The sequence below is a fragment of the Modestobacter sp. Leaf380 genome (genome assembly GCF_001424485.1).
GTDB lineage: Bacteria > Actinomycetota > Actinomycetes > Mycobacteriales > Geodermatophilaceae > Klenkia.
The window spans coordinates 181,875-208,710 of sequence record NZ_LMQC01000021.1; the positions used below are offsets into that span (position 1 = coordinate 181,875).

The 26,836-nt window shown below is 76.4% G+C and carries 23 protein-coding genes; 8 read left to right on the forward strand and 15 right to left on the reverse strand.

Annotated features, from left to right (window positions below; translation table 11 throughout):
• Positions 1 to 14: 14 nt before the first annotated feature.
• The 3 genes from ASG41_RS18865 to ASG41_RS18875 all read left to right on the forward strand — a co-directional run bounded on the left by ASG41_RS18865 (position 15) and on the right by ASG41_RS18875 (position 1,382).
• Positions 15 to 581, forward strand: coding sequence for a hypothetical protein (locus ASG41_RS18865; protein WP_056298802.1), 567 nt, complete (start codon positions 15 to 17; stop codon positions 579 to 581).
• Positions 582 to 612: 31 nt separating this feature from the next.
• Positions 613 to 990: a hypothetical protein gene (locus ASG41_RS18870; protein WP_056298807.1), complete on the forward strand. Its 378-nt coding sequence runs from the start codon at positions 613 to 615 to the stop codon at positions 988 to 990.
• A gap of 92 nt (positions 991 to 1,082) precedes the next feature.
• The gene (locus ASG41_RS18875; protein WP_056298810.1) at positions 1,083 to 1,382 is read left to right on the forward strand and encodes a YiaA/YiaB family inner membrane protein; all 300 of its coding nucleotides are present in this window, start codon (positions 1,083 to 1,085) and stop codon (positions 1,380 to 1,382) included.
• 6 nt (positions 1,383 to 1,388) lie between these two features.
• Here ASG41_RS18875 and ASG41_RS18880 read toward each other — a convergent pair whose 3' ends face one another.
• From ASG41_RS18880 to ASG41_RS18905, 6 genes are all read right to left on the reverse strand, one after another.
• Positions 1,389 to 1,658: a YggT family protein gene (locus ASG41_RS18880; RefSeq protein WP_056298813.1), complete on the reverse strand. Its 270-nt coding sequence runs from the start codon at positions 1,656 to 1,658 to the stop codon at positions 1,389 to 1,391.
• 61 nt (positions 1,659 to 1,719) lie between these two features.
• Positions 1,720 to 2,628 (reverse strand): NAD(P)-dependent oxidoreductase, encoded by a 909-nt coding sequence (locus ASG41_RS18885; RefSeq protein WP_056298816.1) that lies wholly within the window; start codon positions 2,626 to 2,628, stop codon positions 1,720 to 1,722.
• Positions 2,625 to 3,665, reverse strand: coding sequence for a hypothetical protein (locus ASG41_RS18890; RefSeq protein ID WP_056298819.1), 1,041 nt, complete (start codon positions 3,663 to 3,665; stop codon positions 2,625 to 2,627). The genes ASG41_RS18885 and ASG41_RS18890 overlap by 4 nt, the downstream gene beginning before the upstream one ends.
• On the reverse strand, positions 3,662 to 5,113 hold the full coding sequence (locus tag ASG41_RS18895) for an AMP-binding protein (RefSeq protein ID WP_200939108.1): 1,452 nt from the start codon (positions 5,111 to 5,113) through the stop codon (positions 3,662 to 3,664). The genes ASG41_RS18890 and ASG41_RS18895 overlap by 4 nt, the downstream gene beginning before the upstream one ends.
• On the reverse strand, positions 5,110 to 5,844 hold the full coding sequence (locus tag ASG41_RS18900) for a glycosyltransferase family A protein (RefSeq protein WP_082557113.1): 735 nt from the start codon (positions 5,842 to 5,844) through the stop codon (positions 5,110 to 5,112). Before ASG41_RS18900 ends, ASG41_RS18895 begins: the two co-directional genes overlap by 4 nt.
• Positions 5,841 to 6,863, reverse strand: coding sequence for a 3-oxoacyl-ACP synthase III family protein (locus tag ASG41_RS18905; protein ID WP_082557114.1), 1,023 nt, complete (start codon positions 6,861 to 6,863; stop codon positions 5,841 to 5,843). Before ASG41_RS18905 ends, ASG41_RS18900 begins: the two co-directional genes overlap by 4 nt.
• Before the next feature lie 112 nt (positions 6,864 to 6,975).
• Here ASG41_RS18905 and ASG41_RS18910 point away from each other — a divergent pair, with 112 nt between their 5' ends.
• Positions 6,976 to 8,415, forward strand: a complete 1,440-nt coding sequence (locus tag ASG41_RS18910) for a YdiU family protein (RefSeq protein WP_056298827.1) — start codon at positions 6,976 to 6,978, stop codon at positions 8,413 to 8,415.
• A 64-nt stretch (positions 8,416 to 8,479) separates the two neighbouring features.
• On the opposite strand, the gene ASG41_RS18915 is transcribed toward ASG41_RS18910, so the two are convergent.
• The 6 genes from ASG41_RS18915 to ASG41_RS23785 form a co-directional block, all read right to left on the reverse strand.
• Complete coding sequence (locus tag ASG41_RS18915; RefSeq protein ID WP_056298829.1) at positions 8,480 to 10,690, reverse strand: MMPL family transporter; 2,211 nt, start codon at positions 10,688 to 10,690, stop codon at positions 8,480 to 8,482.
• A gap of 5 nt (positions 10,691 to 10,695) precedes the next feature.
• A complete protein-coding gene (locus ASG41_RS18920) occupies positions 10,696 to 11,343 on the reverse strand; it encodes a TetR/AcrR family transcriptional regulator (RefSeq protein ID WP_056299138.1) in 648 nt (215 codons plus the stop codon).
• A gap of 83 nt (positions 11,344 to 11,426) precedes the next feature.
• A complete protein-coding gene (gene recD / locus ASG41_RS18925) occupies positions 11,427 to 13,217 on the reverse strand; it encodes an exodeoxyribonuclease V subunit alpha (protein ID WP_056298832.1) in 1,791 nt (596 codons plus the stop codon).
• Positions 13,214 to 16,495 carry a UvrD-helicase domain-containing protein gene (locus ASG41_RS18930; RefSeq protein ID WP_235564915.1) on the reverse strand — a complete coding sequence of 1,094 codons (3,282 nt, stop codon included), beginning with the start codon at positions 16,493 to 16,495 and terminating at the stop codon, positions 13,214 to 13,216. The genes recD and ASG41_RS18930 overlap by 4 nt, the downstream gene beginning before the upstream one ends.
• A complete protein-coding gene (gene recC, locus ASG41_RS18935; protein WP_056298834.1) occupies positions 16,492 to 19,731 on the reverse strand; it encodes an exodeoxyribonuclease V subunit gamma in 3,240 nt (1,079 codons plus the stop codon). The genes ASG41_RS18930 and recC overlap by 4 nt, the downstream gene beginning before the upstream one ends.
• Positions 19,732 to 19,789: 58 nt before the next feature.
• Complete coding sequence (locus tag ASG41_RS23785) at positions 19,790 to 20,674, reverse strand: hypothetical protein (RefSeq protein ID WP_157519531.1); 885 nt, start codon at positions 20,672 to 20,674, stop codon at positions 19,790 to 19,792.
• Between the two features lie 227 nt (positions 20,675 to 20,901).
• Here ASG41_RS23785 and ASG41_RS18945 point away from each other — a divergent pair, with 227 nt between their 5' ends.
• On the forward strand, positions 20,902 to 22,320 hold the full coding sequence (locus ASG41_RS18945) for a carboxylesterase family protein (RefSeq protein ID WP_200939110.1): 1,419 nt from the start codon (positions 20,902 to 20,904) through the stop codon (positions 22,318 to 22,320).
• Here the strand turns inward: ASG41_RS18945 and ASG41_RS18950 are convergent.
• Positions 22,250 to 22,876 carry a TetR/AcrR family transcriptional regulator gene (locus tag ASG41_RS18950; RefSeq protein ID WP_056298840.1) on the reverse strand — a complete coding sequence of 209 codons (627 nt, stop codon included), beginning with the start codon at positions 22,874 to 22,876 and terminating at the stop codon, positions 22,250 to 22,252. The two genes, ASG41_RS18945 and ASG41_RS18950, sit on opposite strands and share 71 nt — an antisense overlap.
• A gap of 117 nt (positions 22,877 to 22,993) precedes the next feature.
• On the opposite strand from ASG41_RS18950, the gene ASG41_RS18955 reads away from it, so the two are divergent.
• Positions 22,994 to 23,494 (forward strand): PaaI family thioesterase, encoded by a 501-nt coding sequence (locus ASG41_RS18955; protein ID WP_056298843.1) that lies wholly within the window; start codon positions 22,994 to 22,996, stop codon positions 23,492 to 23,494.
• 25 nt (positions 23,495 to 23,519) lie between these two features.
• On the opposite strand, the gene ASG41_RS18960 is transcribed toward ASG41_RS18955, so the two are convergent.
• Entirely contained in the window at positions 23,520 to 23,900 is a 381-nt protein-coding gene (locus tag ASG41_RS18960) for a hypothetical protein (RefSeq protein WP_056298845.1), read from the reverse strand.
• A gap of 119 nt (positions 23,901 to 24,019) precedes the next feature.
• Between ASG41_RS18960 and ASG41_RS18965 the strand changes: the two genes are divergently transcribed.
• Together ASG41_RS18965 and ASG41_RS18970 are read left to right on the forward strand one after the other, a co-directional pair.
• A complete protein-coding gene (locus ASG41_RS18965) occupies positions 24,020 to 24,868 on the forward strand; it encodes an alpha/beta hydrolase (RefSeq protein ID WP_056298850.1) in 849 nt (282 codons plus the stop codon).
• A gap of 49 nt (positions 24,869 to 24,917) precedes the next feature.
• A complete protein-coding gene (locus tag ASG41_RS18970) occupies positions 24,918 to 26,072 on the forward strand; it encodes a hypothetical protein (RefSeq protein WP_056298852.1) in 1,155 nt (384 codons plus the stop codon).
• Here ASG41_RS18970 and ASG41_RS18975 read toward each other — a convergent pair.
• Positions 26,053 to 26,736 carry a GAF and ANTAR domain-containing protein gene (locus ASG41_RS18975; RefSeq protein ID WP_056298855.1) on the reverse strand — a complete coding sequence of 228 codons (684 nt, stop codon included), beginning with the start codon at positions 26,734 to 26,736 and terminating at the stop codon, positions 26,053 to 26,055. The two genes, ASG41_RS18970 and ASG41_RS18975, sit on opposite strands and share 20 nt — an antisense overlap.
• Positions 26,737 to 26,836: the final 100 nt, after the last annotated feature.

Below are 26,836 nucleotides of genomic sequence, written 5' to 3' on the forward strand. Positions count from 1 at the left end.
GTAGGGCGACCGGCATGAGCGGCAAGTCGGCGAAGGACTACGAGGACGACTACACCGAGCCCGAACTGCGCGCCCGGCTCAAGGACGAGATCAAGACCGGTGAGAAGGGCGGCCGGAGCGGGCAGTGGAGCGCGCGCAAGAGCCAGCTGCTGACCCACGAGTACGAGGCGCAGGGCGGCGGCTACCGGCACGAGGGCGAACGCACCCCGGAACAGCAGCACCTGCAGCAGTGGACCGACCAGGACTGGCACACCGCGGACGGCGACGCGGAGGCCCGGGACGAGGACGGCACCGCCCGCTACCTCCCCGACGCCGCCTGGGAACTGCTCAGCGACGCGGAGCAGGCGGCCACCGACCGCCGCAAGCACCGAGGGTCCACCCAGCACGTGTCGAACACCGAGGCCGCACAGCAGGCCCGCGCGGCCGCCGAACTGCTCGACGTCGACGCCGACGAGGCCCGCCGCAGGGTGCGCCGGATGCTCGGTGCCGACCAGCTCGACCGCGCCGAGCGGGCCGAGTCCGAGCTGGGCCGCGACCGGAAGACGGTGCTGGAGCAGATCGAGCGACAGCGGGAGCACTGAGACCGTCGGACCCCTGGGCCACACTGCGCCGGTGACCGCCTTCTTCCTCCCCCGCGCCGAGGACGCCGACCAGGCCGAGCGGCTCTACGAGGCCCTCGCCGAGTTCGCCGGCTGCGAGCCCGCGCCGCCCGGCGCCCGGGTGCAGTCCGTCGTCTTCACCGTCGACGGCGCCCGGTGGGTGGCCGCGGTCGGCGAGGAACTGGCCGGGAGGCACACCACCTCCCGGTTGCGCCGCGGCGAGCTGATCGAGCTCACCCGGGAGCTGACGACGTCCACCCGGGTGCTCGCGGTCTACCCCGGCGCGCCGTTCACCGTGGTCACCGACGCCGCCCCGATCACCGGCGCGACGTCGGAGTGGGCCAACCCGTTCACGGTCACGCCGGAGGAGGTCGTGCTGTTCACCGGGTGAGCTGAGTAGTCACCCGCTGCACCGGCCGCGCGGTCCCGGGCACCGTCGTCCCCGACGGGCGCACCCGGCGCCCCCGGTGGACGGAGACCCCCATGAGCGCGAACACCAACCCGATGAAGAACAAGAACACCGCCGCGTTCTTCGCCCAGGCCGCCCTGGCCTTCGGCGTCAGCGCCGTGGGCCTGCTGGTCGGCATCCTGTACCTGCCGCTGGACGCCTGGCAGCGCTCGTTCCTGGCGATGACCGGGCTGTTCGTCATCACCTCCTCGTTCACGCTGGCCAAGGTCATCCGGGACGCCCAGGAGGGTTCCAGCGTGCTGAGCCGGCTGGACGAGGCCCGGCTGGAGCGGCTGCTGGCCGAGCACGACCCGTACCGAGCCAACCAGCTCTGAGGCCGCTCAGACCGAGAGCAGCACGGCACGGAGCACGACGACGGCCAGGAAGACGACGGTGAACGCCAGGTCGAGCCCCACCCCGCCGATGCGCAGCGGCGGGAGCGCCCGGCGGACCGGGGCGATCACCGGCTCGGTGAGGCCGTGGGTGAACCGGCGGACGCCACCGATCCGGGCGGCCCCGGCCGGGGCGAGCACCCCCACCCAGTCGACGACGACGCGGGCGACGAGCACCAGCTGGAACAACAGCAGGACGGTGGCGAGCAGGGTGGTCACGGTGGGTCCTCCGATCGGTGGGAGCCCACTGTCACGCGCTCGTCTGGACGTGGCCCGGGGGTCAGCTGTGCGGTGGCCGTGAGCTGGCGGCGAGCCAGTCGGACACCGTGCGGGTGGGGGTCCAGCCGGTCGCCCGGGTCCGGGTGAGGTCCAGGGTGATCTCCGCCGCGAGCTGGTCGACCGCGTACCGCGTCAGCACCGGCTCCCCCGGGGCCAGCCGCAGCAGGTCGGCGGCGGCCCGGGCCAGCCGCACCGGCACGTGCCGCACCCGGACCGGGCGGCCGAGCACGGCGCCCAGCACGGCGGCGACCGTGGCGTCCCGCGGGTAGGGCTGAGGGTCGGCGACGTTGTAGGCACCGGGCGCCCACCCGGGGGCGGCGAGGCAGGCGTCGGCGAGGGTCTCGACGGCGGTCAGGCTGGTGGGGACGTCGTCCCCGGGGAGCGTGAGGACCCCGCGCCGGACCGCCCGCAGCAGCCGCGGCAGCAGGTGCCGGTCCCCCGGGCCGTAGACGGCGTGCGGCCGCAGGACGACGGCTCCGGCGTCCAGCGCGAGCCGGTCACCGGCGGACTTGGTGCGGCCGTAGGCGTTGAGGTGCCCGCTCGTGGTGGGTGCGTCCTCGCCGACGTCGGCCCGCGAGCACCGCGGGTCGTAGACGCTGGCCGAGCTGACCCACACGACCGGCCGGCCCGCGGCCGCCGTCAGCACCCCGGCGGTCGCGGTGACGTTGACGGCCTCGAACTCGGCCGCGTCGCGGCCCCGGTGCGCATCGCCGACCGCGGCGGCCAGGTGCACCAGGACGTCGACGCCGGCCAGGTCGGGCGGGCCGGTGCGGGCGTCCCAGCGGCGGTGCTCCCCCACCGGGCCCGGACGGCGCCCCAGGCAGACCACCCGGTGACTGGCGGCCTCGGCGGCCCGGGCCACCACTGCCCCGCAGAACCCGCTCGCGCCGGTGACGCCGATGGTGGTCACCGGGTGGCCTCGACGACCAGGGACGCCCAGGACGGCAGGGCGGACCGACGGTCGGCGCGGGCGGACACCACCCGCGGGCGGGACGGCGCGAGCGCGGCCAGCAGGTCGCCCAGCTGGGCCCGGGCGACCCCGGCGCCGGGGCAGGCGTGCCCGCCGGCACCGAAGACCAGCTGCTGCTGGGCCGGTGCCGCGGGGTCGGCAACCGAGGGGTTGCGGACGTGGGCGGCCGCAGCGTGCCGGGTCACCAGCAGCATACGGTCACCGCGACGCACGGGGCAGCCGGCGACCTCGCCCTCGGCCGCGGCGACGCGGGGCAGCAGTGGGCTGGCCGCGGTGACCCGCAGCAGCTCGGCGACCAGGACGGTGCGCCGGACGGGATCGGCGGCGGCGTCCCAGAGGCCTGCGTCGGCGGTCCAGGCCACCGCCCGCGGGAAGGCGGCGACGGCCGTGCTCACGGTGGCGACGGCGGTGGTCGCCGCCGCCGCGGTGCCCACCAGGTCGGTCAGCGTGGTCGGCACCGGCCGGGCGCGGCGGCCGGGCAGGTGGGCCGCCGCGGTGGCGTCGGCGGTCGCCCGGGCGGCCGCGGCCAGGACCAGCGGGTCGACGTCGAGGTCCAGGACGGCGGCCGCGGTGCTGCCACCCACCTCGGCGGCCAGCGCGACGAGGTCCACCCGCCCGCCGCCGGCCAGGGTCGCGGCGGTCCGGTCGATCGGCGCCTGCCAGACCGCGCGCAGCTCCCGGGACGCGAGCCGGACACCGAGGTCCCGGCGGGCGGTGCGGTGCTGCTCGCCGGTCTGGTCGAACAGGCCACCGCCGCCGGCCGCGGCCACCGCCGCGCCGGTCGTGCCCGCGCCCAGCCGGTCCAGCGGCAACCCGGTCAGCACCTGCCGGCAGGCCTGCTCGTCGTGCACCAGGACGACGGGGCCCAGTCGCAGCACCGGCCGCCTCCGGGTGGCGGCGAGCAGGGCCAGCAGCACCGGGTGCCCGGCCAGGTAGACCCGCCGGTCCCGGCGCCGGGCCCGGGCGTGCCCGGTCACCGGCGCGCCAACCGCTCGGCGGCCCAGCGGGCGGTCGCCGCGCGGTCGGGTTTGCGGGAGCGGCCGGCCACCGGGACCGGACCGACGAGCACGGCGTCGGGGCGGGCGGTGCCCATCCGAGACAGCGGGGTGGCCAGCGCGCGACGCACCTGCACCTCGGTGCTGCCCGGCGTCGGCTGCACGACGGCGACCACCCGCTCGTCGCCGTCCTCCCCGGGCACCCCGACCAGGACCGCGAGGTCCACACCGGGCACGTGCAGGGCGGGCTCGTACAGGCCGGGGTACACGTTCTCGGCCCCCCGCAGCAGCATGTCCTTGGCCCGGCCGGCCAGCACCACGGTGCGGCCCTCGAGTCGGGCGCGGTCGCCGGTGGCGACCTCCTCGAGCGGCTCGCCGCCCAGGTAGCGGTCGGCGGTGGTGGCGCCGGCGACCAGCAGCTGCCCGGTCCCGTCGACCCGGGCGCGGACGCCGGGCAGCAGCTCGCCGACCAGGTCGCCGTCCCCGGTGTGGGCGTGCTTCGCCGTCCACTCGACGGCGGCGACGGGGAACGCCTCGGTGAGCGCGTAGACCCCCCACGCCTGGTCCGCCCCGGCGTCCCGGACCCGACCGAGCAGACCCTCGGACACCGGGGCGGAGCCGGCGAACACCCGGCCGGTGAAGCCCGCACCCGCAGCGAGCGCGCCGCGCAGCTGGGGCGGGGTCAGGTAGGTGGCCGCCGGTGCCAGCCGGGCGAGCTGGCGGGCCAGCGCGGGCGGTCGCCGGGCCGGGGCCAGCACCGGGGCACCGGCGTGCAGGGCGGGCACGAGGACGAAGAAGGTGCCGCCCAGCACCGGCTCCCCGGGGCGGGGGCCGACCAGGTCGGCGACCGCGGCCATCCCGGCGGACATGCTCGCGACGGTGTGCACGACGGCCCGGGGTGCCGCCGTCGTCCCCGAGGTGAAGACGACGACCGCGTCGGCGTCGTCGCCCCGGCGGTCCGGTGCGGGCCCGCTCCGGGGCTCAAGCGCCGGCGCGGTGCCGGGCAGCCGCCGCCCCACCGTGGCCACCGGGGCGAGCAGCTCCAGCCGGGGCAGCGACAGCCCGAGCCGACGGGCCACCGGCGCCGCCCACCCGGCTGCGGCCTGCACCACCGGGTCGGCGACGACCAGTGCGGGACGGGCCAGGGCCAGTCGCGCGGTGACGACGTCCGGGCCTGCGCCGGGGTCGACGACCGCCACCCGGACCCGCAGCCGCAGGGCCGCGAGCACCAGGGCCAGCGCCCGGCCGCCGGGCCGGACGGCGAGGGCCAGGGTGTCGCCCTCGCCCAGCCCGCGGTGGTGCAGTGCGGCCGCGTACCCGTCGGCGAGGTCGGCCAGCTCGCCCCGGGTGGTCGGTCGCCGGCCCAGCAGTGCCGGGGCGCCGGGCCGGTCGCGCAGGGCGTCGAGCAGACCGTCGACGAGCAGCGTCACCGGGGGTCCACCGGCCTGCCTGCCGAGCCGCGGTCCAGGTACCAGGCCGCCGTGCCGAGCACGCCGTAGGCCCGCAGCCGCCGGGTCGAGTTCTCCACCACGGCGTCCCGCCGGTGCACGACGGCCGCGCTGTGCTCCCGGACGGCGTTGAGGAACGCCCGGTCGGTCGGCGAGGGCCGCCGCGGCATGCCCCCGCAGCGCAGGTACAGGTCGGCGGTGATCGCCATGTCGTTGCCGGCGTGCATCCGGTAGGGCACCCGGTAGCGCGGGTGCCGGTGCGCCGGCCGCCAGCGGCCGAAAACCGCGGCGACGGCGACGAGCCCGGAGAACACGGCCCGACCCAGCGGACCGTGCTCGTCCCGGCGGGCCACCACCCGGCCGCACACCATCTCGGCGCCCTCGTCCAGCGCGGCCATCGCGGCGGCGAACCAGCCGGGCCGGGGCAGGCAGTCGGCGTCGGTGCGGGCGATGCGGTCGGCGCCCGCGGCGATCGCGTGCCGGAAGCCGGTGTCCACCGCGCTGCCCACGCCCTTCTCCGGCTCGGTGAGCACCACCACCGGGAAGGGGGCGGTGGCCGCGAACCCGCGGGCGATGTCGGCGGTGCCGTCGGTGGAGGCGTTGTCCACGACCAGCAGGGTGAAGTCCCGGCGCGTCTGGGCGGCCAGGGCCGCGAGGGTGCCCGGCAGCCGGAGCGCCTCGTCGTGCGCGGGGACGACGACCCAGGCGGTCACGACTTCTCCCACACCATCGTGGTCAGGCTGATCCCGCCGCCCAGGCCCACCAGCAGCACCTTCTCCCCCGGCGCCAGCTGCGGGAAGACCCGGGCCAGCTGGACACCGAGGCCGGCGCTGGCCAGGTTGCCCAGCTCACCGACGATCGGCTCCAGCTTGTCCGCCGGCACCCCGCTCACCTCCAGGAAGCGCTGCAGGTAGGGCCCGGTGACCTGGTGCACCAGCACCCGGGCGACGTCGTCCCAACCCAGGCCGGTGGCTGCGAGCGTGCGCTGCAGGATCGCCGGGCCGACGGCCTCGAAGACCTGCCGCAGCTGGGTGCCGGATCCGGTGAACCAGGTGTGCTCGTCGCCGCGCGGGTGCCGGGAACCACCGCCGGGGATGCCGCCGACCTCCCAGTGCTCGCTGTGCGCCTCGGCGTCCACGTGCAGGATGCCGCCGCGCGCGACCGGCTCCAGCACGACGGCCGCACCGCCGTCACCGAAGGTGAAGCCGGCGACCGACTCACGCAGCTGGGCCGGCCCGGACACCTGCCGGCGCATCGACCGGGTCGGGGTCTCCCCGGTGACCACCAGGGCGCGGCGGGCCCGGCCGGCGGAGATCATCGCGGCGGCCAGGTCGATGCCGTTGACGAAGCTGGTGCAGGCGTTGGTGACGTCCAGGCAGTGCGCGCGGGTGCCCAACCCGGCCTGCACGATGTGCGCCGTCGCCGGCTCCACGACGTCCCGGGTGGCGGAGGCGAACAGCAGCAGGTCGACGTCACCGGGGCCCGCCTGGGCCAGCGCGGCGCGACCGGCCCGGACGGCGAGGGTGGAGGCGTACTCGTCGTCCCGGGCGATGCGGCGGGAGCGGATGCCCGTCGCCGTCTGCAGGGTGCCCGGGCGGAGCGCGAGACCGGAGGCGTCGGCGATCTGCTGCTGCAGCTCCGCGGTGCTGACCACGGCCTCGGGCAGGGCCTCCGCCGCGGCCACGATGCCGACGGCCGGGCGGTCGGAGGGGTCGGGTCGGGTGGCTGCCACGGGAGGAAGTTACGGGTGGCCGTCGTCCGGGACGTCCGTAGCGGTACTCAGCGCGCCCGGACGGTCGCGGTCAGCAGGTGTCGGCAGCGCGAGCCGGTCGTACCGTCGAGGGGTGACCACCGCACCGCCCTCCGCCGTCGTCCTCGGGAACCGGTTCGCCCGCGAGCTGCCGGAGCTGGCACTGCCCTGGCAGGCCGAGGAGGCGCCCGACCCACGGCTGCTGGTCCTCAACGACTCCCTGGCCACCGAGCTGGGCCTGGACCCCGAACAGCTGCGGGGGGACCTGGGCCTGCTCACCGGGACCCGGGTCCCCGAGGGCGCCACACCGGTGGCGCAGGCCTACGCCGGGCACCAGTTCGGCGGGTTCAACCCGCGGCTGGGCGACGGCCGGGCGCTGCTGCTGGGTGAGCTGACCACCCCCGACGGGCGGCTCGTCGACCTGCACCTCAAGGGCTCCGGGCGCACCCCGTTCGCCCGCGGCGGCGACGGCCTGGCCGCCGTCGGGCCGATGCTGCGCGAGTTCGTGGTCAGCGAGGCGATGCACGCCCTGGGCATCCCGACCACCCGCGCCCTGGCCGTCACCGCCACCGGTCGCGACGTCGTCCGCGAGTCCCACCTGCCGGGGGCCGTGCTGACCCGGGTCGCCGCCAGCCACCTGCGGGTGGGCAGCTTCCAGTTCGCCCGGGCCACCGACGACGTCGACCTGCTGCGGCGGCTGGCCGACCACGCCGTCTCCCGGCACGCACCGGAGGCCCGCGACGCGGAGAACCCGTACCTGGCGCTGTACGAGCACGTCGTCGCGGCGCAGGCCCGGCTCGTCGCGCAGTGGATGCTCGTCGGCTTCGTGCACGGGGTCATGAACACCGACAACGTGACGATCTCCGGGGAGACCATCGACTACGGGCCGTGCGCCTTCATGGAGGCCCACGACCTGGCCACCTCGTTCAGCTCCATCGACACCGGCCGGCGCTACGCCTACGGCAACCAGCCGGGCATCGCCCAGTGGGACCTGGCCCGGCTCGCCGAGGCGCTGCTGCCGCTGCTGCACGACGACGTCGAGCAGGCGGTGCCGGTCGCCGTGACCGCGCTGGAGGGGTTCGTGCCCGCCTACGAGGCGGCGTTCAGCACCGGGCTGTGGGCCAAGGTCGGCCTCACCGGCGACCCGGACGACGAGCTGCTGCGCGACCTGCAGGCACTTCTGCAGGCCACCCGGCCCGACCACACGTCCTTCTTCCGGGCCCTGGGCCGGGCCGCCCGCGGGGACGCCGAGCCGGTCCGCGAGCTGGTGCTGGACCTGGCCGGGCTGGACGCCTGGCTGGACCGCTGGCGTGCCCTGGGCCCCGACGGCGAGGCGATGGACCGGGTCAACCCGGTCTACGTGCCCCGCAACCACCTGGTCGAGGAGGCTCTCGCCGCCGGCACGGCCGGTGACCTGGGACCGCTGACCCGGCTGCTGGACGCCGTCACCGCGCCCTTCGACGAGCGCCCCGGGCTGGAACGGTACGCCACCCCCGGCCCGGCCGGCACGTACGTCACCTACTGCGGCACCTGACCCGCTGACGGCGACGGCCGCCCCGCTCGGGTGAGCGGGACGGCCGTCGTCGGTGCGGGGCGGGTCAGCGGGCGCCGGCCGCCTCGGTCTGGCGAGCAGCGGGTGCCGCCGGGGCCTCCCGCTCCAGGGCGGTGCCCTCGACGTCCAGGGCCGGCAGCCACTGCAGCCAGCGCGGCAGCCACCAGGCCCGCTCCCCCATCAGGGCCAGTGCCGCGGGCACCAGCACCATCCGGACGACGAACGCGTCGAAGGCGATGCCGATGGCCAGCGCGAAGGCGATCGACTTGATGGTCGCGTCACCGGCGGGCACGAACCCGGCGAAGACCGAGAACATGATCGCCGCGGCCGCCACGACGACCGGGGCCGCCTGCCGGAAGCCGGTGCGGATCGCGGTCAGCGGGGCAGCACCGTGGCTGTGCGCCTCGTGCATCCGGGACACCAGGAACACCTGGTAGTCCATCGCGAGCCCGAAGAGGATCCCGATGACCAGGATCGGGGTCAGGCTGATCAACGGGCCGGTCGACTCCAGGTTGACCAGGTCGGACAGCCAGCCCCACTGGAACACCGCGACCGTGGCGCCCAGCGAGGCACCGACGGTGAGCAGGAAGCCCAGCACACCGACCAGCGGCACCAGCAGGGAGCGGAACACCAGGACCAGCAGCACCAGGGCGAGGCCGACGACCAGGGCCAGGTAGACCGGCAACGCGTCGTCGAGGGTGGCGGCGACGTCGACGCTGACCGCGGTGGTCCCGGTGACGCTGGCATCCACGCCGTCGGTGCTCGCCAGCAGCGCCCGCAGGTCCTCGACGAGGGTCTCGGTGGCCGGGTCGGTCGGCCCGGACTCCGGGATCACCGTCAGCAGCGCGGCGGTGCCGTCGGCGTTCGGGATCGGCGGGGTGACGGTGACGACGTCGTCCAGGCCGGTGATGGCCTCGGTGACCCCGGCGGCGCTCTGCGCGGCGCCGTCGCCCTCGAAGAGGACCGTCAGCGGGCCGGCGAACCCCTCGCCGAAGGCACCGGCCAGCATCACGTCGGCCTTCTCCTGGGTCGAGCCCTCGGGCGGGGTCTGCACGAGGGTCGTCTGCATGGAGAAGAACGGGATGGAGATGACGCCGAGCGCCACGACCGCGGCCAGCAGCGACAGCGCGCGGCGCCTGGTGACCAGGCCGATCCAGCCGCGCAGGAAGCCGCGGCCCTCCGAGGGCAGGGCGGCGTCGGCGTCGGTGGGCACCAGGACGGACTCACCGGCAGCGGGCCGCTGCTTCTTCGGCAGCGCCCGGAAGCCCAGGTAGGACAGCACCGCGGGCACCAGCGTGAGGGCGACCAGCACCGCGATGACGACGGTCGCGGCGGCCGCGAGACCCATCTGGGTCAGGAAGGGGATCCCGGCGACGAAGAGCCCGGCCAGCGCGATGACCACGGTGATGCCGGCGACCACGACGGCCGACCCCGCGGTCCCGACGGCCAGCCCGATCGCGTCGTGCACCGAACGGCCGGCCCGCAGCTCCTGCCGGTACCGGGTGATGATGAACAGCGCGTAGTCGATGCCCACCGCCAGGCCCAGCATCGCGGCCAGCGTCGGGGTGGTGGAGGACAGGTCGGTGAAGCCGCTGACGATGGTCACGCCCAGCACGCCGATGCCGACGCCCACGACCGCGGTCAGCAGGTTCATCCCGGCCACGGCCAGCGCGCCGTAGGTCAGCGCCAGCACGCCGAGGGCGATGACGACGCCGAGCACCTCGGCGATGCCGCCGATGTGCACCGGGGGCTGGATGGCCTGGCCGGTGACCTCGACGGTCAGCCCGGACTCCCGGGCGGTGTCCAGTGCGGCGAGCAGCGCGTCCTGCTGCTCGACGGTGACCTCACCGGCGGGGGCGTCGTAGCTGACCGTGCTGTAGCCGGTGGTCAGGGTGGGGTCGATGGTCGGGTTCGCCGGGTCCAGCGGGTCCGTCGCGCCGGCGACGCCGGGCAGGCCGTTGAGCTCGGTCACCAGCGTGGTCACCTCGGCCGCCGTCGCCGGGTCGGCCAGCGAGCCGCCGTCGGGAGCCTGGACGACGACCTGGGCCGTCGCCCCGCCGCCGGCGCCGAACTCGGCCTCGATCCGCTCCAGGGCGGTGGTCGACTCCTGCCCGGGGATGGAGAAGGTGCTGGAGGTCTCGCCGGCCAACGTGACGGCGCCGATGCCACCGCCGATGAGGGCGACCAGCCAGACGAGGACGACGACGAGCCGGCGTCTGGCCGCGGCCACACCGAGTCGGGACAACAGTCGTGCCATGGGGATCAGGCCTCCACCTGGTCGGGGCGTGCAGGAGCAACGGGTGCGGGCGGTGTGGGGCGGCGGTGCCCCAGGGCGTCGTAGCTGGTCTCGATGACGTGCGCGCGGAAGGCGCCGGGACGGTCCGAGGCGGCCAGGCTCAGGGAGAGGACGCCGAGGGACACCAGGGCACCGGCGACGCGCACCCGGCGCTCGAAGGCGGCGTCGTCCTCGGTCGGGTCGGGTGCCGCGGAGAGGCCGAAGGCGGCCATCGCGTGCGAGATGACCCCCGGCCGGTCCTCGGGGCCGGCGCAGTCGACGCCCTGCAGGTCTTCGTCGCCGTCGCTGATGGGGGCCAGCAGGAACGACACCAGGCCGGGGTGCGCGGCGGCGACGTCGACGAGGGTCTCGATGGCGCGGTGGTCGCGCTCGGGGCCCGCCGCGAGGTGGCCGACACGGGCGACCGCCTCGGCGCCGAGGGTGTCGGCGCGGTCCCGCACCGCGGTGCGCAGGGCGTCCTTGGACGGGAAGTGGTGCAGCAGACCCGCCTTGGACAGCCCCACGGCGTCCGCGACGGCTTGCACCGAGGTGTGCTCGAAGCCGTGCCGGGCGAAGAGCCCGGCGGCCCGGTCGACGATGTCCTCGTCGACGCGAGTGCGCGAGGTGCTGGTCACGCCGACCACCGTACGACGTCACCGACCGATCTGGTCGGTCGACCGACCAGATCGGTCGGGTGATGGTGCGCACAGGCGTCGGGCTACCCCGTGGGATCCGACCGGCCCCCCGGCTGGGGTCGCCGCAGGCCGCTGGCCCGGACGACCTGCCGGCCCACCGCGGTGCGCACCGACTCCTCGCTGCCCACGACCCGCACGCGGCTGCTCGCCCGGGTCACCGCGGTGTACAGCAGCTCCCGGGTCAGCAGCGGGGAGGACGCCGGGGGCAGCAGGACGGTCACCGCGGCGTACTGGCTGCCCTGGCTGCGGTGCACGGTCAGCGCGTGCGCGGTGGCCACCGACGACAGCCGGGACAGCGGCACCAGCTCGGGGCCGCGGATGCCGCCCGGGCGGGCGAAGGCCGCCCGCAGCTCGCCGTCGGACACCACCACGACACCGGTGTCGCCGTTGAAGAGGTGGTTGTCGTAGTCGTTGGCGGTGACCAGCAGCGGCTGACCCGGGTACCACTCCCCCGCGGTGACCGGCCGGGTCCAGCGGCTGACCTGCTCGTTCCAGGCAGCCACCCCGAACGGGCCCTCCCGGTGGGCGCACAGCAGCCGGTGCCGGCCCAGCAGGTCCAGGCTCCCGGTGGCGTCCCCGGCGGCCGCGGTGGCCAGCAGCTCGGCACCGGTGCGCTGCGCCTCGGCTGCCAGACCGGTGGTGTCGGCCTCCAGGGAGAGCACGCCGTCCCCGGCGGCGAGCAGCTCCAGCACCCGGTCGGCGTCCCCGGCGCGGACGGCCTCGGCCAGCGAGCCGATGCCGGCGCCGAAGCGGTGCGAGTCGCGCAGCCGCACCACGCCGTTGGCCAGCTGGTCGAGCTCCTGGGCGTCCAGGCCGGCCAGGTCGCCCTCGGGCAACGAGGACGGGCGGCCGGACGCCGGGGCCGGGCGGTGCACCAGGTCGCTGAGCACGGCGCCGGCCTCGACGGGGGTGAGCTGGTCGGGGTCGCCGACCAGCACCAGCCGCGCGCTGGGCCGCACCGCCTCCAGCAGCCGGGCCATCAGGGTCAGCGGGACCATCGAGGACTCGTCGACGACCACCACGTCGAAGGGCAGCCGGTTCCCGGCGTCGTGCCGGAACCGGCTGCGGCTGTCGGGCCGCCAGCCCAGCAGGCGGTGCAGCGTGGAGGCGGTGAGGTCCAGCGGCAGGCCGACCTCCTGCGCCTGGGCCTGCACCGACTCCTGCAGCCGGGCCGCGGCCTTGCCGGTGGGGGCGGCCAACGCGATCCGTGGACGAGGGCCGGGCTGGTCCTGCAGCAGCTTGAGCAACCGGGCCACGGTGTGCGTCTTCCCGGTGCCCGGACCGCCGGTGATGACGCTGACCCAGCGACCGGCGGCCACCGCGGCAGCCAGCCGCTGGCGGTCGGAGCCGGGTTCGGTGAACAACGCCGCGAGCGGCGTCAGGTCCACCGGGGGCGGGTCCTGGGCCGCGCGGGCGTCCAGCTCCCGGCGGACCAGCTGCTCCTGCTGCCAGTACCGGTCCAGGTACAGCAGGCCGTCCACCAGGCGCAGCGGCGCCCACGGTGCCCCGGCGCCGACCGCGACGACCGGGCTGGCCTGCAGGGCCGACCAGTCGGTGGGCCAGTCCAGGACGACCGGCACGTCGGGGTCGGCGGCGTCCTCGTCGGGCACGACGGTCTCGGCGACCGTGGTGAGGTCGACGCAGACCGACCCGGTGCGCACGCCGCGCACGGCCAGCGCGGCGGCCAGCAGCACCGTCTCGTCGGACTCCCCGCCCAGCCGGGCCAGCCGGAGGGCCACGTGCACGTCGGCGGCGACCAGGACCCCCGCCTCGGCGAACGCCCGGAGCCGGCCCTCCGCCCGGACCGGGATCACGCCCGGCCTGCCAGCAGGTCCGAGAGCCCGGTGACCAGCTCGGTGGGCGGCTGCCAGGTGAACACGCCGGCACCCCGTTCGGCGTCGGGGCCGGCCATGCCGCGGACGAAGAGGTACAGCACCGGCCCGAGGTGTCGCGCCGGGTCGTAGCCGGGCTGCCGCCACCGCAGGAAGCGGTGCAGGGCGGCCGAGTACAGCAGCGACTGCAGCACGTAGTGCGCGTGCTGCATCTCCGTTGCCATCGCCGACTCCCGGTAGTGCCCGGTGGTCAGCGGTTCGGGGCCCAGCCGGTTGGTCTTGTAGTCCACGACCGCGTAGCGCGGGCCGTCGGGACCGGGCAGCCGGAGCACCGCGTCGATGCTGCCGGTGAGGAAGCCACGCAACGACTGCGGCTCCAACGCGGCGAGCAGGTCGGCGTAGCCCTGCACCGGGCCCAGGTCGAAACGGCGCAGCAGGGTGACGACGTCGGCCAGGGTGGCGTGCACGACGGCGTCGTCCCCACCGGCCAGCGGGAGCTCGAAGTCCAGCTCGGCCAGTCGGTCCCGGGCGGGCAGCCCGGCCAGCGTGGTCCCGTCGGCGTCCAGCGGGGTGTCCAGCACCGGGCGCAGCGCCTGGGCCAGCGGCCCGGCCGCCACCCCCGGCACCAGGAAGCGGGCCACCGCCTCGGCGCAGCGCTCCTCCAGGTCGGCGTGCTCGGGTTCCTCCAGCACCGCGTGCACCAGGGTGCCGAATGCGGCGCCACCGGGCAGGTCGGACAGCGGCGAGGGCAGGCCGTCGGGGGCCGGCGCCGGCGGGAGCTCCACGGTGTCGTCGGGTTCGTCGTCGGTTCCGGGGACCTCCGGCTCGCTGGCCGCGACCAGGTCGTGGGCGGCGCGGGTGAGGGAGCTGTAGGACGTCCGGCGCCAGTCCTCGTCCAGCGTCCGGGTGAAGCTGCTGACCGACAGCTCGGGCGTCGGCCGTCCCGCCGGTGTCCACCGGGTGGGTGCGGCGCGCCCCACCGCGGTCACGTCGATGCGCCCGCCCGAGCCGGCCGCCACCGCGGCGAGCCGGCTCTCCACCACGTCGTCGGCGGGCACCGGGACGCTCGCGGGTGGCACGGTGCCGGGGGCGGTGTCGCCGAGCAGGAGCCGGTGCAGCGGCGCGGCCGCGGTGCCCGAGCCCGGCGCCCAGTGCGCCACGACCTGGGTCGCCGCACGGGTGAGCGCCACGTACAGCAGGCGGAGGTCCTCCCCGGACTCCTCGGCCTCGTGCCGGGTGCGGGCGGCCGGGTAGTCGGCGGCGGCGGGACCGCCGACGTGCAGCACCCGGGCGCCGGCGTCGTCGTGCAGCCGCAGCACGTCGGGGTCGCGGGGCACCCAGCGGTCCCAGCCGAAGGGCACGTAGACGACCGGGAACTCCAGGCCCTTGCTGACGTGCACGGTCATCACCTGCACCGCGGCCGCGTCGGACTCCAGCCGGCGGCTGCGTTCCTCGGTGCCCTCGACGTCGGCCCGGGCGATCCGCCGGCGCAACCACTCCACGAGGGCGGTGAGCCCCAGCGACTCGCGCAGCGCGGCGGCGTGCAGCACCTGGGCGACGTGCCGCAGGTCGGTGAGGACGCGCTCGCCGTCGGGACGCCGCAGCACCCGGGCGGGCAGCCCCTGGTCGGCGGTGACCACCTCGGCGAGGGCCGCGACCCCCCGCTCGGTCAGCAGGTCGGCCCAGCGGCGCAGCCGCGGGCCCAGCTCGTCGGTGAGCGCGTCGCCGCCCTCGTCGAGGGAGGCCTCGTCGTGGCCCAGGAAGACCGACAGCGCTGCCGCCCGCACCCGACCGGACCGGTGCGGCTGCTCCAGCGCCTCCAGCAGCACCAGCCAGGAGCGCGCCCCGGCGGTGCCGAACACGCTGCCGCCCCCGGCCATCACCGCCGGCACGCCGACGGCGCCCAGCGCCTCGCGGACCAGGTGGCCCTGCTTGTTGGTCCGGACCAGCACCGCGAGGTCGCCGGGGGCGACCGGCCGGCCGTCGTACCGGGCCGGGCCCGACAGCAGCTCCACCGCGTCGGCCGCGACGTCGGCGGCCACGGCGCTCCGCAGCCGGTCCAGCCGGGGCAGCCCCCGGAAGGTCGGCCCGTGGCCCCGGCGCTCCAGCCGGCGCAGCCGCAGCGGGGCGCCCGCGCCGCTGAGCCGGTCCGCCGGGTGTGCCGAGTCCACCGGGCGCACCACGATCCGCTCGTCGCCGAGCGCGACCCCGCCGAGCACCTGGTCCAGCGCGCCGACCAGCCGCTGGTCGCTGCGCCAGTTCGTGCCCAGCGTCGCGTGCCCGTCGGCGACCCGGGAGGCCGCCAGGTAGGTGGTGACATCGCCGCCGCGGAAGCCGTAGACCGCCTGCTTGGGGTCACCGATCAGCACCAGGGTGGTGTGCCCGTGGAAGGCACGGCGGAGGACCTCCCACTGCACCGGGTCGGTGTCCTGGAACTCGTCGACCATGACGACCCGGTAGCGGTCCCGCACCCGCCGGCAGGCCATCGGGCCGTGCTGCGGGTCGGCCAGCGCGTCGCGCAGCAGGGTCAGCCAGTCGTCGTGGTCGACGAGGCCGAGCCGGCGCTTGCGGCGCTCCACCTCGTCCCGGACCGCCTGGGCCGCGCGGCGACGACGGCCCGGGGTGCCGGTGTCGGCGACCGGCTCCAGCCGGGCCTGCCGGTCGCTGCCCACCGCCCGGCGGCCGAGCTCCAGGAGCTCGGCGTGGGTGAGGAAGGGCGGCCCGGTCTGACCGGCAACGGCGAAGCTGCGCAGGTACAGGTCGTCGACGACCTCCTGCACCAGGTCGTCGACCTCCTCGGTGAAGGTCGCGGTCAGATCGGCGTCGGCGGCCGTGCCCAGCCCGGCCAGCATCTGCGAGCAGAAGGAGTGCGTGGTGGCGATGGTGGCCGCGTCGAAACCGGCCAGCGCGCGGACCAGCCGGTCCCGGCGGGCGGTCACCTCCGCGGCGGTCCCCCGGGCCAGCAGGGCCAGCACCTCGTCGTCGGAGGCGGTGGCGCCGGCGGGGTCGCGCAGCCCCGCCTCGGAGCTGACCATCCGCTCACGCACCCGGTCGCGCAGCTCCCGGGAGGCCGCGTTGCCGAAGGTCACCAGCATGACCTCGGACAGCTCGGCCAGGCCCTCGGCGACGAACCGGGTCGCGAGTGCCGCGATGGTGAAGGTCTTGCCGGTCCCCGCGCTGGCCTCCAGCACCGTGGTGCCGGTGGGCAGCGGGCCGCACACGTCGAAGGCGCCCACCTCCGCCAGCAGGTCGGCGCTCACGCGATCACCTCGGCGTCCAGCAGGGGGGTCCAGAACCGGCGGGCCAGCACGCCGAACCGGGTGTCCTCGTCGGGCCACCGCTCGTCGTCGAGCGGGGCGGGGTCGGTCCACGCCGTGAACGGTGCGGCGTCGCCCCAGACGTGCACGTGGTGCCGGTCGGCCGCCTCGCCGGGGAACCTGCTCCCGGTCCACTCGCGCTCGGCCGACTCCCGCGCACCGTCGCGGTCCTCGCCACCGGCCCGGCGTGCCGCGTAGGCCTCGGACACCTTGGGGCTCACCGGCAGCGGCTCGCAGGTGCCCCGGTCGTACAGGTCGAGCAGGTCGGCCAGCACCCCGGTGGGGTCGGCCGGGGCGGTGAGCGTCGAGGTCCGCGCCCGGGCACCCCAGCGACCCACGGTCACCGCGCGCCCGGTGCCCTCGGTGGCCGCGAGTGCCAGGGCCTGCACCCAGGCCCGCGCCCGGTGCTTGGGGGCCAGGCTGGAGTACGTCACCGACACGACGGCGTCGCCGCGGACCCCGTTGACGGTCCCACTGAGCTCCCGGCTGCCCACGTCCAGCCGGACGTCGACGGTCCGGGCCGGTGTGGTGAGCAGCGGCGCAGCCACCCCCACCAGCGGCGCGACCCGGCTGCCCACCCGGCTGAGCACCGCGGTGCCCAGCGCACCCGGCGGCAGGCTCCCGCGCAGCCACTCGCTGCGCTCGGCGGACTCGGCCGGCACCCCGGCCAGGCCCGAGCGGAGCAGCCGGTCGCCCACCGCCCACTCCTGCAGGGCGTCCAGCGAGACGGCGAGTGCGTCGTCGACCTCGTCGTCCTCACCGGGCAAGGTGATCTCCAGCCGCTGCCGCAGGTAGGCCCGCACCGGGTGCTCGACGAAGGAGACCAGGTCCTCCAGGGCGACGGGGCCCTGTCGCGGACCCAGCGGGCGCCGCGCGGGCGCGGGCTCGCGCTCCCGCACCGAGCGGCGGGCCCCTGCCAGCCCGACCGGGTCGAAGCTCGCCGGCACCGGTCCCGCGAACTGTCGCGGGTCGAAGGGCTGCAGCGGGTGCCGGACGACGAGGTCGGCCCGACCGGCGCCGGTCATCGTGGCCAGCACGTCCAGCAGCTCGCCGACCGGCACCGCGGGCGGCCGGGGCGCGCCGCTGACCGGGTCCGCGCCGGTGTGGAAGACCAGCACCCTCTCCTGCGCTGAGCACACGGCGTCGAGCAGGAGCTGGCGGTCCTCGCTGCGGACGTCCCGCTCCCCCACCCGCGGGGCCCGGGCGAGCACGTCGTCGCCGTCGATGCCGCCGGCCCGGGGGAAGACCCCGTCGTCCAAGCCCAGCAGGACCACGACCCGGTGCGGCACCGAGCGCATCGGGACCAGCGTGCAGACGGTGAGGTTCCCGGTGCGGAAGTTGGCCCGGGTGGGACGCCCGGCCAGCCGGCCGGCCAGCATCGCCCGCACGTCCGCGGCGCGCAGCAGGCCACTGCCCCCGGCGCCGGCCTCGGCCAGCTCGCGGCGGGCCTGCGCCAGCTGCCACGCCTCGGCCGGGTCGGTGGCGGTGAGCAGGTCCAGGGCGTCCACCAGGGTGTCGACCCAGTGCGCCACGGGGTGCTCGCCGGTGAGCGCCTCCAGCACCTGCCCCACCCGGTCCACGAGCTCGGCCAGCCGTCCGGCCAGGTCGACGTCGCTGGAGTCGACGTCGTCCAGCGGGAGCGCCCGGTCCAGCCAGACCGGCTGGTCCTCCGAGGTGGTCACGCCCAGCAGCAGCCGGTCCAGGCCGGCCTGCCAGGTGTTCTGCGGCACCCGCTCCAGGCCGTAGCCGGCCCGGGTGGTGGTGTCCAGGCCCCAGCGGACGCCGGAGCGCGACACCCAGTCCCGGACCCGTTCCAGGTCCTCGTCGGTGAACCCGAACAGCCGCCGGACGCCGGCCGTGGCGGCCAGGTCGAGCACCTGGCTGGCGGTCACCCGGCTGTGCGCGAGCTCCAGCAGGAGGGCCACGGTGTCCAGCAGCGGGTTGGTGGCCCGCAGGCTCCGGTCGGCCAGCCGGACCCGCAGCGCGTTGCCCGGGTGCGGCAGGCCGGGACCCAGCCCGAAGGTGGCCGAGACCAGCGGGGCGAACGCCTCGACGTCCGGGCAGAGCACGAGGACGTCCCGGGGTTCCAGCGTCGGGTCGTCCTGGAAGAGCCGCAGCAGGACCTCGCGCAGCACCTCGACCTGCCGGGCCGGGCCGTGGCAGGCGTGCACCAGGAACGAGTCGTCGACCGGCGTGGCCCCGGCGGCCGGCAGCCGGTCGGCACGCAGGTCCTCCTGCAGGCGGGCCAGCAGCGTCGTGCCGGGGCCGGGCTCGGCGGGGTGGTGGGTGTCGGTGTGCGGGGGCAGCCGCAGCTGCAGCTCGCGGACGTCGCGGGCCAGGCTGCGCAGCAGCGGGTGCACCGGCACCGTCGCGGTGTCGTCGCTACGACGGTGGGTGGCGGTCCGGCCGGTCAGCGCCGCCCAGAGCGCCGGGCTGGGGTGCGGCAGCCACAGGTGCACGTCGCGGTGCTCGGCGAGCGCGTCCAGCACGGCCAGCGACCGGGTCGACAGCCGGGTGGGGCCGAACAGGCTGACCCGGTCGGGCAGGTCGACCAGCTCGGGGGCCCGGCGCAGAGCGGCGCACGCGTCGGCGAGCTGCTCGGCCGGGCCCGGGCCCAGCTCGCCGCGCAGGCGGCGGAACAGCTCGGCCTGCCAGCGCAGGTCCTCGGGAAGTGGCGCCTGGCCGTCGGTGTCCCGGCCGGCCGCCCAGTCCCGGAGCATGCCGGGGCGGTGGGCGGCGTAGCTCCCGAACAGGTCGGCCAGGTGGGCGGCGGTGGCCCACCGGCGCCCGCGGCGGTGGTCGCCCTCGGGGGTGCCGTGGCCGAGGTGGCGGGCCAGCACGGCCAGCCACGGCTCGTCCAGGGCCGCGTCGACCACCTGGAGCAGCGGCCACACCGGGGTGGCCCACGGGTCCTGCCGGGGGTCGGTGCCGGTGGCCGCGGCCAGCGTCTGGTCGACCAGCCGCGCCGCGGAGGGGAAACGGACGCCGGAGCAGATGCCGTCGCGGGCACCGTCGGCCCCCAGCACGGTGGACAGCCGCTGGGCCAGCCAGCGCTCGACGCCCTTGGCGGGGACCGCCACGACCTCCTCGGCGAACGGGTCCGCCAGGGGCACGGCGAGCACCTGCGCGAGGGAGTCGGCGAGCCGGGAGGTCCGCTCGGCGCGGTGGAGGTGCAGCACGCCGTCTGTCTACCGGACGGGTCCGACAGGACCGGTCCGGTGCCTCAGGTCGCGCGGGTCAGCGGTAGTTGACGTGCACGTGGTCGAAGTGGTTCGCGGTGACGCCGCCGCGGTTCTCCATGGAGACCCAGGAGCCGTTGGCGGAGCTGAGCATCCGCTGCTCCCAGATGAGGTACTCCACACCGAGCTCGGCCCAGTGGTCGCGGTGGTACTGCACGATCGCGTCGCCCAGCGAGGCGTTGGTGAGCACCATGTAGTCCAGCGCGTTGCCCGAGGGGTGGCCATCGGGGTCGGTGGCGCTGGGGCGGGTGCCACCGAGGGTGATGCTCCCGGCACCGGGCACGTTGCTCACGACGGCGTCGGCGGCCGCCTGGACCCGGGAGGAGACCGGTCCGGAGCTGTTGCTGATCCGCGCGACCGAGCTCACCGCGGTGGACGACGACGACGAGGACGCGGACGAGGACGAGGACGACGACGCCGCGGCGGCCTCGGACGCGGCGGCCTCGGCGGCTGCCGCTGCCTCCGCGGCTGCGGCGGCAGCGGCCGCCTCGGCCTCGGCGGCTGCGGCGGCCTCGGCGGCCTGCGCGTCCAGCACCGCCTGGTCGGCGGCGGCCTGCACCTGGGCAGCGGCGGCCTGGGCGTCCTGGCGGGACGCGCGGCTGGCGGCCATGTCCTGCAGCGGCGCGAGGTCCAGCGAGTCCAGCTCCGGGGCGTCGGCGGTCAGGCCGAGCTGCTGGGCCACGCTCGAGGTGGCCGAGGAGTCAGCGGAGGCGACCTCGGGGACCGGGCCACCGCCGAAGAGACCGTGCACTACGACGCTGCCGACCGCGGCGACCCCGAGGTAGAGCGCCGGGCGGCGGGACCGCGACGGCGGGCGCCGGCGGGCGGACCGGGGTGCGGGCGACTCGGCGGGCACGTCGGACGACGGGGCGCTACGGGGCATGAGGGAGGGGACTCCGGGAGGGGGTGCTGGCGCGGTGGCGGCAGCCGCCCCGTCGAGGGGCGACGCGCAGGTCCCGGCCACGCTAACGTCGGCCCCGGCGGGTGGCAATGCTCCGGTGACGATTCCCACGGGCGGCGGGGACCCCGCGACGGCGTCGTCCCCCGGGGTCGGCTGGGCGTCCTCGGGGTCCACGCGCTGATCAGACACCCGTGGGTAGCGTGCGGGCGGTGACCACGCCGGACGACGGTGCACTGATCTCCTTCGCGACCCCGGCGGGGGTGTTCCTGGGCCGCCCCGACGGCGACGTCGTGCGCGCGACGGGCATCCGGTACGCCCGGGCCGAGCGCTTCCGACCCCCGGTGGCCGAGCCGCCGGCCACCCGCCCGGTACGCGCGACCCGGCTCTCCCCGGCCTGCCCGCAGAACCCGACCCCGCTGCTGGACGACGTGCTGGTGGACCCGATGGGCGAGCTGACCGTCGACGAGGACTGCCTGCGGCTCTCGGTGACCGTGCCCGCCGGGGTCGCCGCCGGTGCGGACCTGCCGGTGCTGGTGTTCCTGCACGGCGGGTCCTACCGGGCCGGCGCCGGGGACTCCCCCGTCTTCGACCCCCGCGCGCTGGTCAGCGAGCAGCGGGTCGTCGTGGTGGCGGTGACCTACCGGCTGGGACTCCTGGGCTACCTGGGCGACGGCGCGGCACGGGAGGCCAACCTGGGTCTGCTGGACCAGGTCGAGGCGCTGCGCTGGGTGCAGCGGGCCATCGCCGGCTTCGGCGGCGACCCGGGCGCGGTGACGGTGTTCGGCCAGTCCGCCGGTGGGGACGCCGTCGCCCACCTGATGGTCGCCGAGGGCGCCCGTGGGCTCTTCCACCGGGCGGTGGTGCAGAGCGCCCCGCTGGGCATCTCCCGCGGCCGGGCCCGGATGTCGGCGGCGATGAACGAGGCGGCGGGGCAGCTGACCGCGCGGACCCCGCTGGCGACGGTGCTGGCCACCGAACGCCGGGTGGAGGCCGCGGCCGGCCGGTTCGGGCTGCTCGCGGCCATGCCGTTCGGCACGCAGTACGGCGCGGCACCGCTGCCCGCCGAGGACGAGCTGGACGACGCCTGGCGGGCGGCGGCCCCCGACGTCGACCTGCTGATCGGTGCGACGTCGCGGGAGGTGGCCCTCTTCCTGCCCGGTCTGGAGCGGACACCGGCCGCGCGGCTGGTGGCGGTGCTGCGGGCGCCGGTGGTCGGTGGGCTGCTGACCCGCGCGGTGGTGGGACTGGCGGGCTGGTGGGTCTACGGCCGGGCGGTGCGCTCGTTCTCCCGCCGGCACGTGGCCGGCGGCGGCCGGGCCGCCACCTACCGGCTGTCCTGGGGGGCGCCGGACAGCGTGTACCGCGGGGCCCACACGATCGACCTGCCGCTGCTGTTCACCGACGAGGCCTCGTGGCGGGGGGCGCCGCTGATCGAGGGCGCGGACTGGTCGGAGGTGGAGCGCCGCGGGCGGCAGCTGCGCCGGGTGTGGGCCGACTTCGCCCGCACCGGCACGGTCACCCCGCAGGACGTGCCGGGCTTCCTGCGCACCCGCCGGGTCAGGCCGAGAGCTGCAGGAGCCGGTCGCGCAGCGGCCGCCGCCCGGGCGCACCGGCCGGCGTCGGGGTGAGCAGCGCGCGCCGGCCGTCGGTGACCTCGACCCAGGTGTCGGCGGTCCAGAGCGCGGCCAGCCGGCGGGCGTCGTCCCGGGCGGCCGGGGAGCAGCCGGCCGACAGGGTCTGGACCAGTGCGGTCTCGGCGCGGTCGCGCATCTCCAGCTCGGTGGAGCGCAGCGTGCGGTCCTCGGCGAGCTCCCGCAGCACGATGTCCTTGCCCGGGGAGGCCATCACACGCAGGTGCGCGCCGACCATCGCGTCCACGGCGGCAGCGACGTCGTCCAGGCACACCCCGTGGCCGGGGTCGGCGGCCGCCCGCAGCTCGGGCAGCACCACCTGGGCCAGACGCAGCCAGGAGCAGCGACCCTCGAAGAAGAGGTCCTGCTTGGCCGGGAAGTGGTTGAAGACCGTCTGGACCGCGACGTCGGCCTCGACGGCGATCTGGGTGACCGGGGTGGCCGCGAAGCCGTGCAGCTCGAAGAGCTGGTGGGCGGTGGCCAGGATGGTGGTGCGGGTGTTCCCGCGCTTGCGTTCCCGGCGTCCCGGTCCCGAGGTGGCTGTGCTGGTCACCGGTGGTCTCCCGGACTGTCGGCAGCGGGTGGGCCCCCACGCTAACGACCGGACTGGTGCCGGTGTCGGGGCCGCACTGTCGTGTCGGGCACGTCGCGCCCGCACTAGCGTGTCGGTATGACGACCGGACCGACACGCGCACGGACCTACTCGTGGGGCGACCCGAGCGAGTCCGCCGGGGCCGTGCAGACCAGCGCGGGCATCGACGTGCTGCGGGCCATCGCCGACGGGTCGCTGCCCGGTGCGCCGATCGGCGCCACGATCGGGATGGGCATCGAGTCCGTCGAGGAGGGGCGGGTGGTCTTCACCCTGGACCCCGCCGAGCACCACTACAACCCGATCGGCTCGGTGCACGGGGGTGTCTTCGCGACCCTGTTGGACTCCGCCTGCGGCTGCGCGGTCCACTCCCTGCTGCCCGCCGGGGTCGGCTACACCAGCCTGGACCTGACGGTGAAGTTCCTGCGTGCCATGACCGCGGACACCGGACCGGTGCGCTGCACGGGCACGGTCACCCACCTGGGCGGGCGGACGGCGCTGGCCGAGGCCCGCCTGGTCGACGGCCGGGACCGACTGCTGGCGACGGCGACCAGCTCGATCCTGGTCCTGCGCCCCGCCTGACCGGACCGGTCGACGGGGCGCGCGCTCACCAGAGCGGGTGCTCGGAGGCGACCGCGGGCCAGCGGCGCTCGAGGGCGGCGAAGTCGGGGTGGTCGCGGTGCGGGGCGGCCAGCAGGCACAGCACCCGGCCCAGCTCGTCGAGCCGGGCCCGCGCCGTCGAGGTCCCGCCGTCCAGGCGCAGCCAGGTCTCGGCGACCTCCTGACGGGCCCGGGCGTGGGCGATCTCCTGGACGACCGGGCCACCGTCGGCGAGTTCGGCGCGGACGACGTCCTCACGGCTGCGGTCGAGCACGAAGCGGGCGAGGACGGCGAGCGCGGAGCTGCCGGCAGCTGGCTCGGCGTCGTCCTGCTCGACGGGGTGGCGGTGTGCGACCGGCTGGGGCCGGGTCGTCGTCAGGTCCGTCACGGCGTGCCTCCACGGTTCAACGGGGACGTTGAGTTGTGCACAACGGTATCAGATGCGGAACCATTCCGCCCGCCCCGATCGGGCCCTGCGGCACCCGCCGGTCGCCGTACGCTCCGGCCGTGGACACCGACGTACAGCCCGACCACGCCCGGGGCACGCTGCCCTCCGGCCAGGCCTGGCAGAGCTGGACCCCGCCGCAGACGACCGGGGTCGACGGGGTGGTCGCGCTGGTGCACGGGGTGCACGAGCACGGCGGCCGGTACGCCCACGTGGCCCGCCGGCTGGCCGCCGACGGCTGGGCGACGTTCGCCGTCGACCACCCCGGACACGGCCGCTCCCCCGGCTCCCGCGGCACGATCGGCTCGATGGCCGCCACCGTCGAGGGCGTCCGGCAGCTGGTCGCGCTGGCCGGTGCTGCACACCCCGACGTCCCGGTCTTCGTCTACGGGCACAGCCTGGGCGGGCTCGTCGCCCTGCAGTACCTGACCGGTTCGCCGGACCCCCGGGTGCGGGGCGCGGTGGTGTCGGCCGCGGCGCTGGACACCAGCACCGCCACCGGACTGCAACGCCTGGTGGCCCCCGTGCTGTCCCGGTTCCTGCCCGACCTCCCGGTGCTCGCCCTGGACCCCACCACGATCAGCCGCGACCCCGCCGTCGTCGCCGACTACGAGGCCGACCCGCTCAACCACCACGGCAGGATGACCGCCCGCACCGGCGCCGAGACGATGGCGACGGCCGCCGCGATGCCCGCGCGGTTGCGCACCCTGACCCTGCCGCTGCTGGTGCTGCACGGCGGTGCGGACGCGCTGATGCCGGCGTCGGTGACCGAGCTGCTGCGCCGCGAGGTCGCCTCCCCCGACCTCACGGTCACGGTCTACGAGGGGCTCGCCCACGAGCCGCACAACGAACCCGAGAAGGACCGCGTGCTCGACGACGTCGCCGGCTGGCTGGCCGCCCACCGCGGGTGACCCCCGGGCCTGCGGGTATCCGGCCGGCACCCGACCCCAGGAGCTGCTCGTGCCCGACCCCCACTCCCCACCGCCCACGGTCGGGGTCCTGGCCAAGGACCCGTGGCACCCGGCGTTCCGGCGGGAGCACCACCTCGTTCGCGGGCTGGTGGCGCGCGGGTCGACGGTCCGCTTCGTGCAGGCCCCGGCCGACGTCGGCCGAGTGCGCACCGACCCCGCCGGCTGGGCCCGGCACCTGCTCGGCGGCCGGTTCACCGACGTCGAGCCCGGGGTGGCTGTCAGCGAGCGGTCCACCGTGCTGCCCGGCTCCCGGGGGACGACGGCCGAGCGGCTGGACGCCGCAGCGCTCCGGGTGTTCCTGCACCGGTCGGGCTGGGCGCCGGACCTGACCGTCGTCCAGCTGCCCTGGGAGTGGCGCGGCACCCAGGGGTCGCCCGGCCGGGTGGTCTTCGACTGCACCGACGACTGGTCGCGGCTGCTGCCGCACGCCCGTGGCCTGCCCGACCAGCTGCGGCGGATCGCCGACGAGGCCGACGAGGTGGTGGTGGTCAACCCGGTGCTGGCCCCGCTGTTCCCCGGACGCCGTCCGGCGGTGGTGCCCAACGGCACCGACGAGGCCCTGCTGACGGCTCCGCGGCGGAGGCAGCGCCGACCCTCGACGATGGTCTACGTCGGCACGATCGCCGAGCGGTTCGACGTCGAGCTGGTGCGCGGGGTGCTGCACCGGTTGCCGGGCTGGACACTTCAGCTGTACGGGGAGCTGGCCTTCCCCGACCGCGCCCGGGCCGCTGCCGAGCGGTTCGCCGCCCTGCTGCGCGAGTTCCCCGGCCGGTGCACCCACCACGGCCTGCTGCCCCGGTCGGGGCTGGCCGACGTGCTGGACGCAGCCACCGTGGCCCTGGTGCCCGACCTCCCCGAGCGGACGCTGGGGCAGTCCTCGATGAAGGCCCACGACCACGCCGCCCGCGGCCTGCCCACGGTCGCCACCACCGGGCACCACGAGGAGGCCGGCGAGGTGGCACCGCACACCCGCGTGGTCACCGGCGCCGGAGAGGCGGCCGACGCCGTGCTGGCCGCGGCGACGGAGCCGGGGGCCTGGGCCGACGCACGCCGGGACTGGGCGGCCCACCGCACCTGGTCACACCGGACCGACGCCTGGCTGGCGGCCGCCTGGCCGGCCGGGGTCAGGGCAGCTGACCGGTGAAGACCAGGGTCTCGGCGATGGTCCGCAGCTTGGTGTTCGTGCGCTGGGAGGCGTGCGTCAGCATCGTGAACGCGTCCTCGGGCGTGACCTTGTGCCGCTCCATCAGCACGCCCTTGGCCTGCTCGATGACCGCGCGGGAGGCCATCGCCGTGCGCATCTGCTCGGCGGTGTCGACCGCCCGGGCCATCGCGTCGGCGTTGGCGACGGCGATCGCGACGAAGGCGGCGACCTCCTCGGCGACCGCGACGTCCTCGTCGCTGAAGGCCTTGCGGGTGGTCGCGTAGTTGTTCAGCCCGCCGATGGTCGCGCCCTGGAAGGGCAGCGGGACCGACAGCGAGGACAGCGCGCCGCGCTCGGCGGCCTGCCGGGCGTAGTCGGGCCAGCGGTCGTCGGTGGACATGTCGTGGACGACGAGGGTGAGGCCGGCGCGGGCGGCGTCCATGCAGGGGCCGTACCCGCGCTGGTACTGCAGCTCGTCGGCGTCGGAGGCCAGTTGGCCGCTGTAGCTGACGGTGAACGGGTCATTCCCGCGCATCAGGGTGATCGAGGTGGCCTCGGTGTGCGGGATGGCCGACCGGGCGATCTCGGTGACGCGGCTCAGCGACTGCGCCAGCGGGACGTCGCCGAGGGAGACGGAGGCCAGGGACTCGGACAGCGCGGACACCGGTCCATGGTGACCTGCCCGGGCGGGGGTCCGCCACCGGCGTTTGTCGTGGACCGGGGACGGGCAGCCTCGGGGTGGTCGAGCCCGGGCCGCACGCACG

What these genes read in the sequence shown, in the direction of transcription:
- ASG41_RS23785 (WP_157519531.1), bottom strand. Translation starts at nt 20,674, where the DNA reads ATGCCCCGTAGCGCCCCGTCGTCCGACGTGCCCGCCGAGTCGCCCGCA.
- ASG41_RS18915 (WP_056298829.1), bottom strand. Translation starts at nt 10,690, where the DNA reads ATGGCACGACTGTTGTCCCGACTCGGTGTGGCCGCGGCCAGACGCCGG.
- ASG41_RS18955 (WP_056298843.1), top strand. Translation starts at nt 22,994, where the DNA reads ATGACGACCGGACCGACACGCGCACGGACCTACTCGTGGGGCGACCCG.
- ASG41_RS18865 (WP_056298802.1), top strand. Translation starts at nt 15, where the DNA reads ATGAGCGGCAAGTCGGCGAAGGACTACGAGGACGACTACACCGAGCCC.
- ASG41_RS18875 (WP_056298810.1), top strand. Translation starts at nt 1,083, where the DNA reads ATGAGCGCGAACACCAACCCGATGAAGAACAAGAACACCGCCGCGTTC.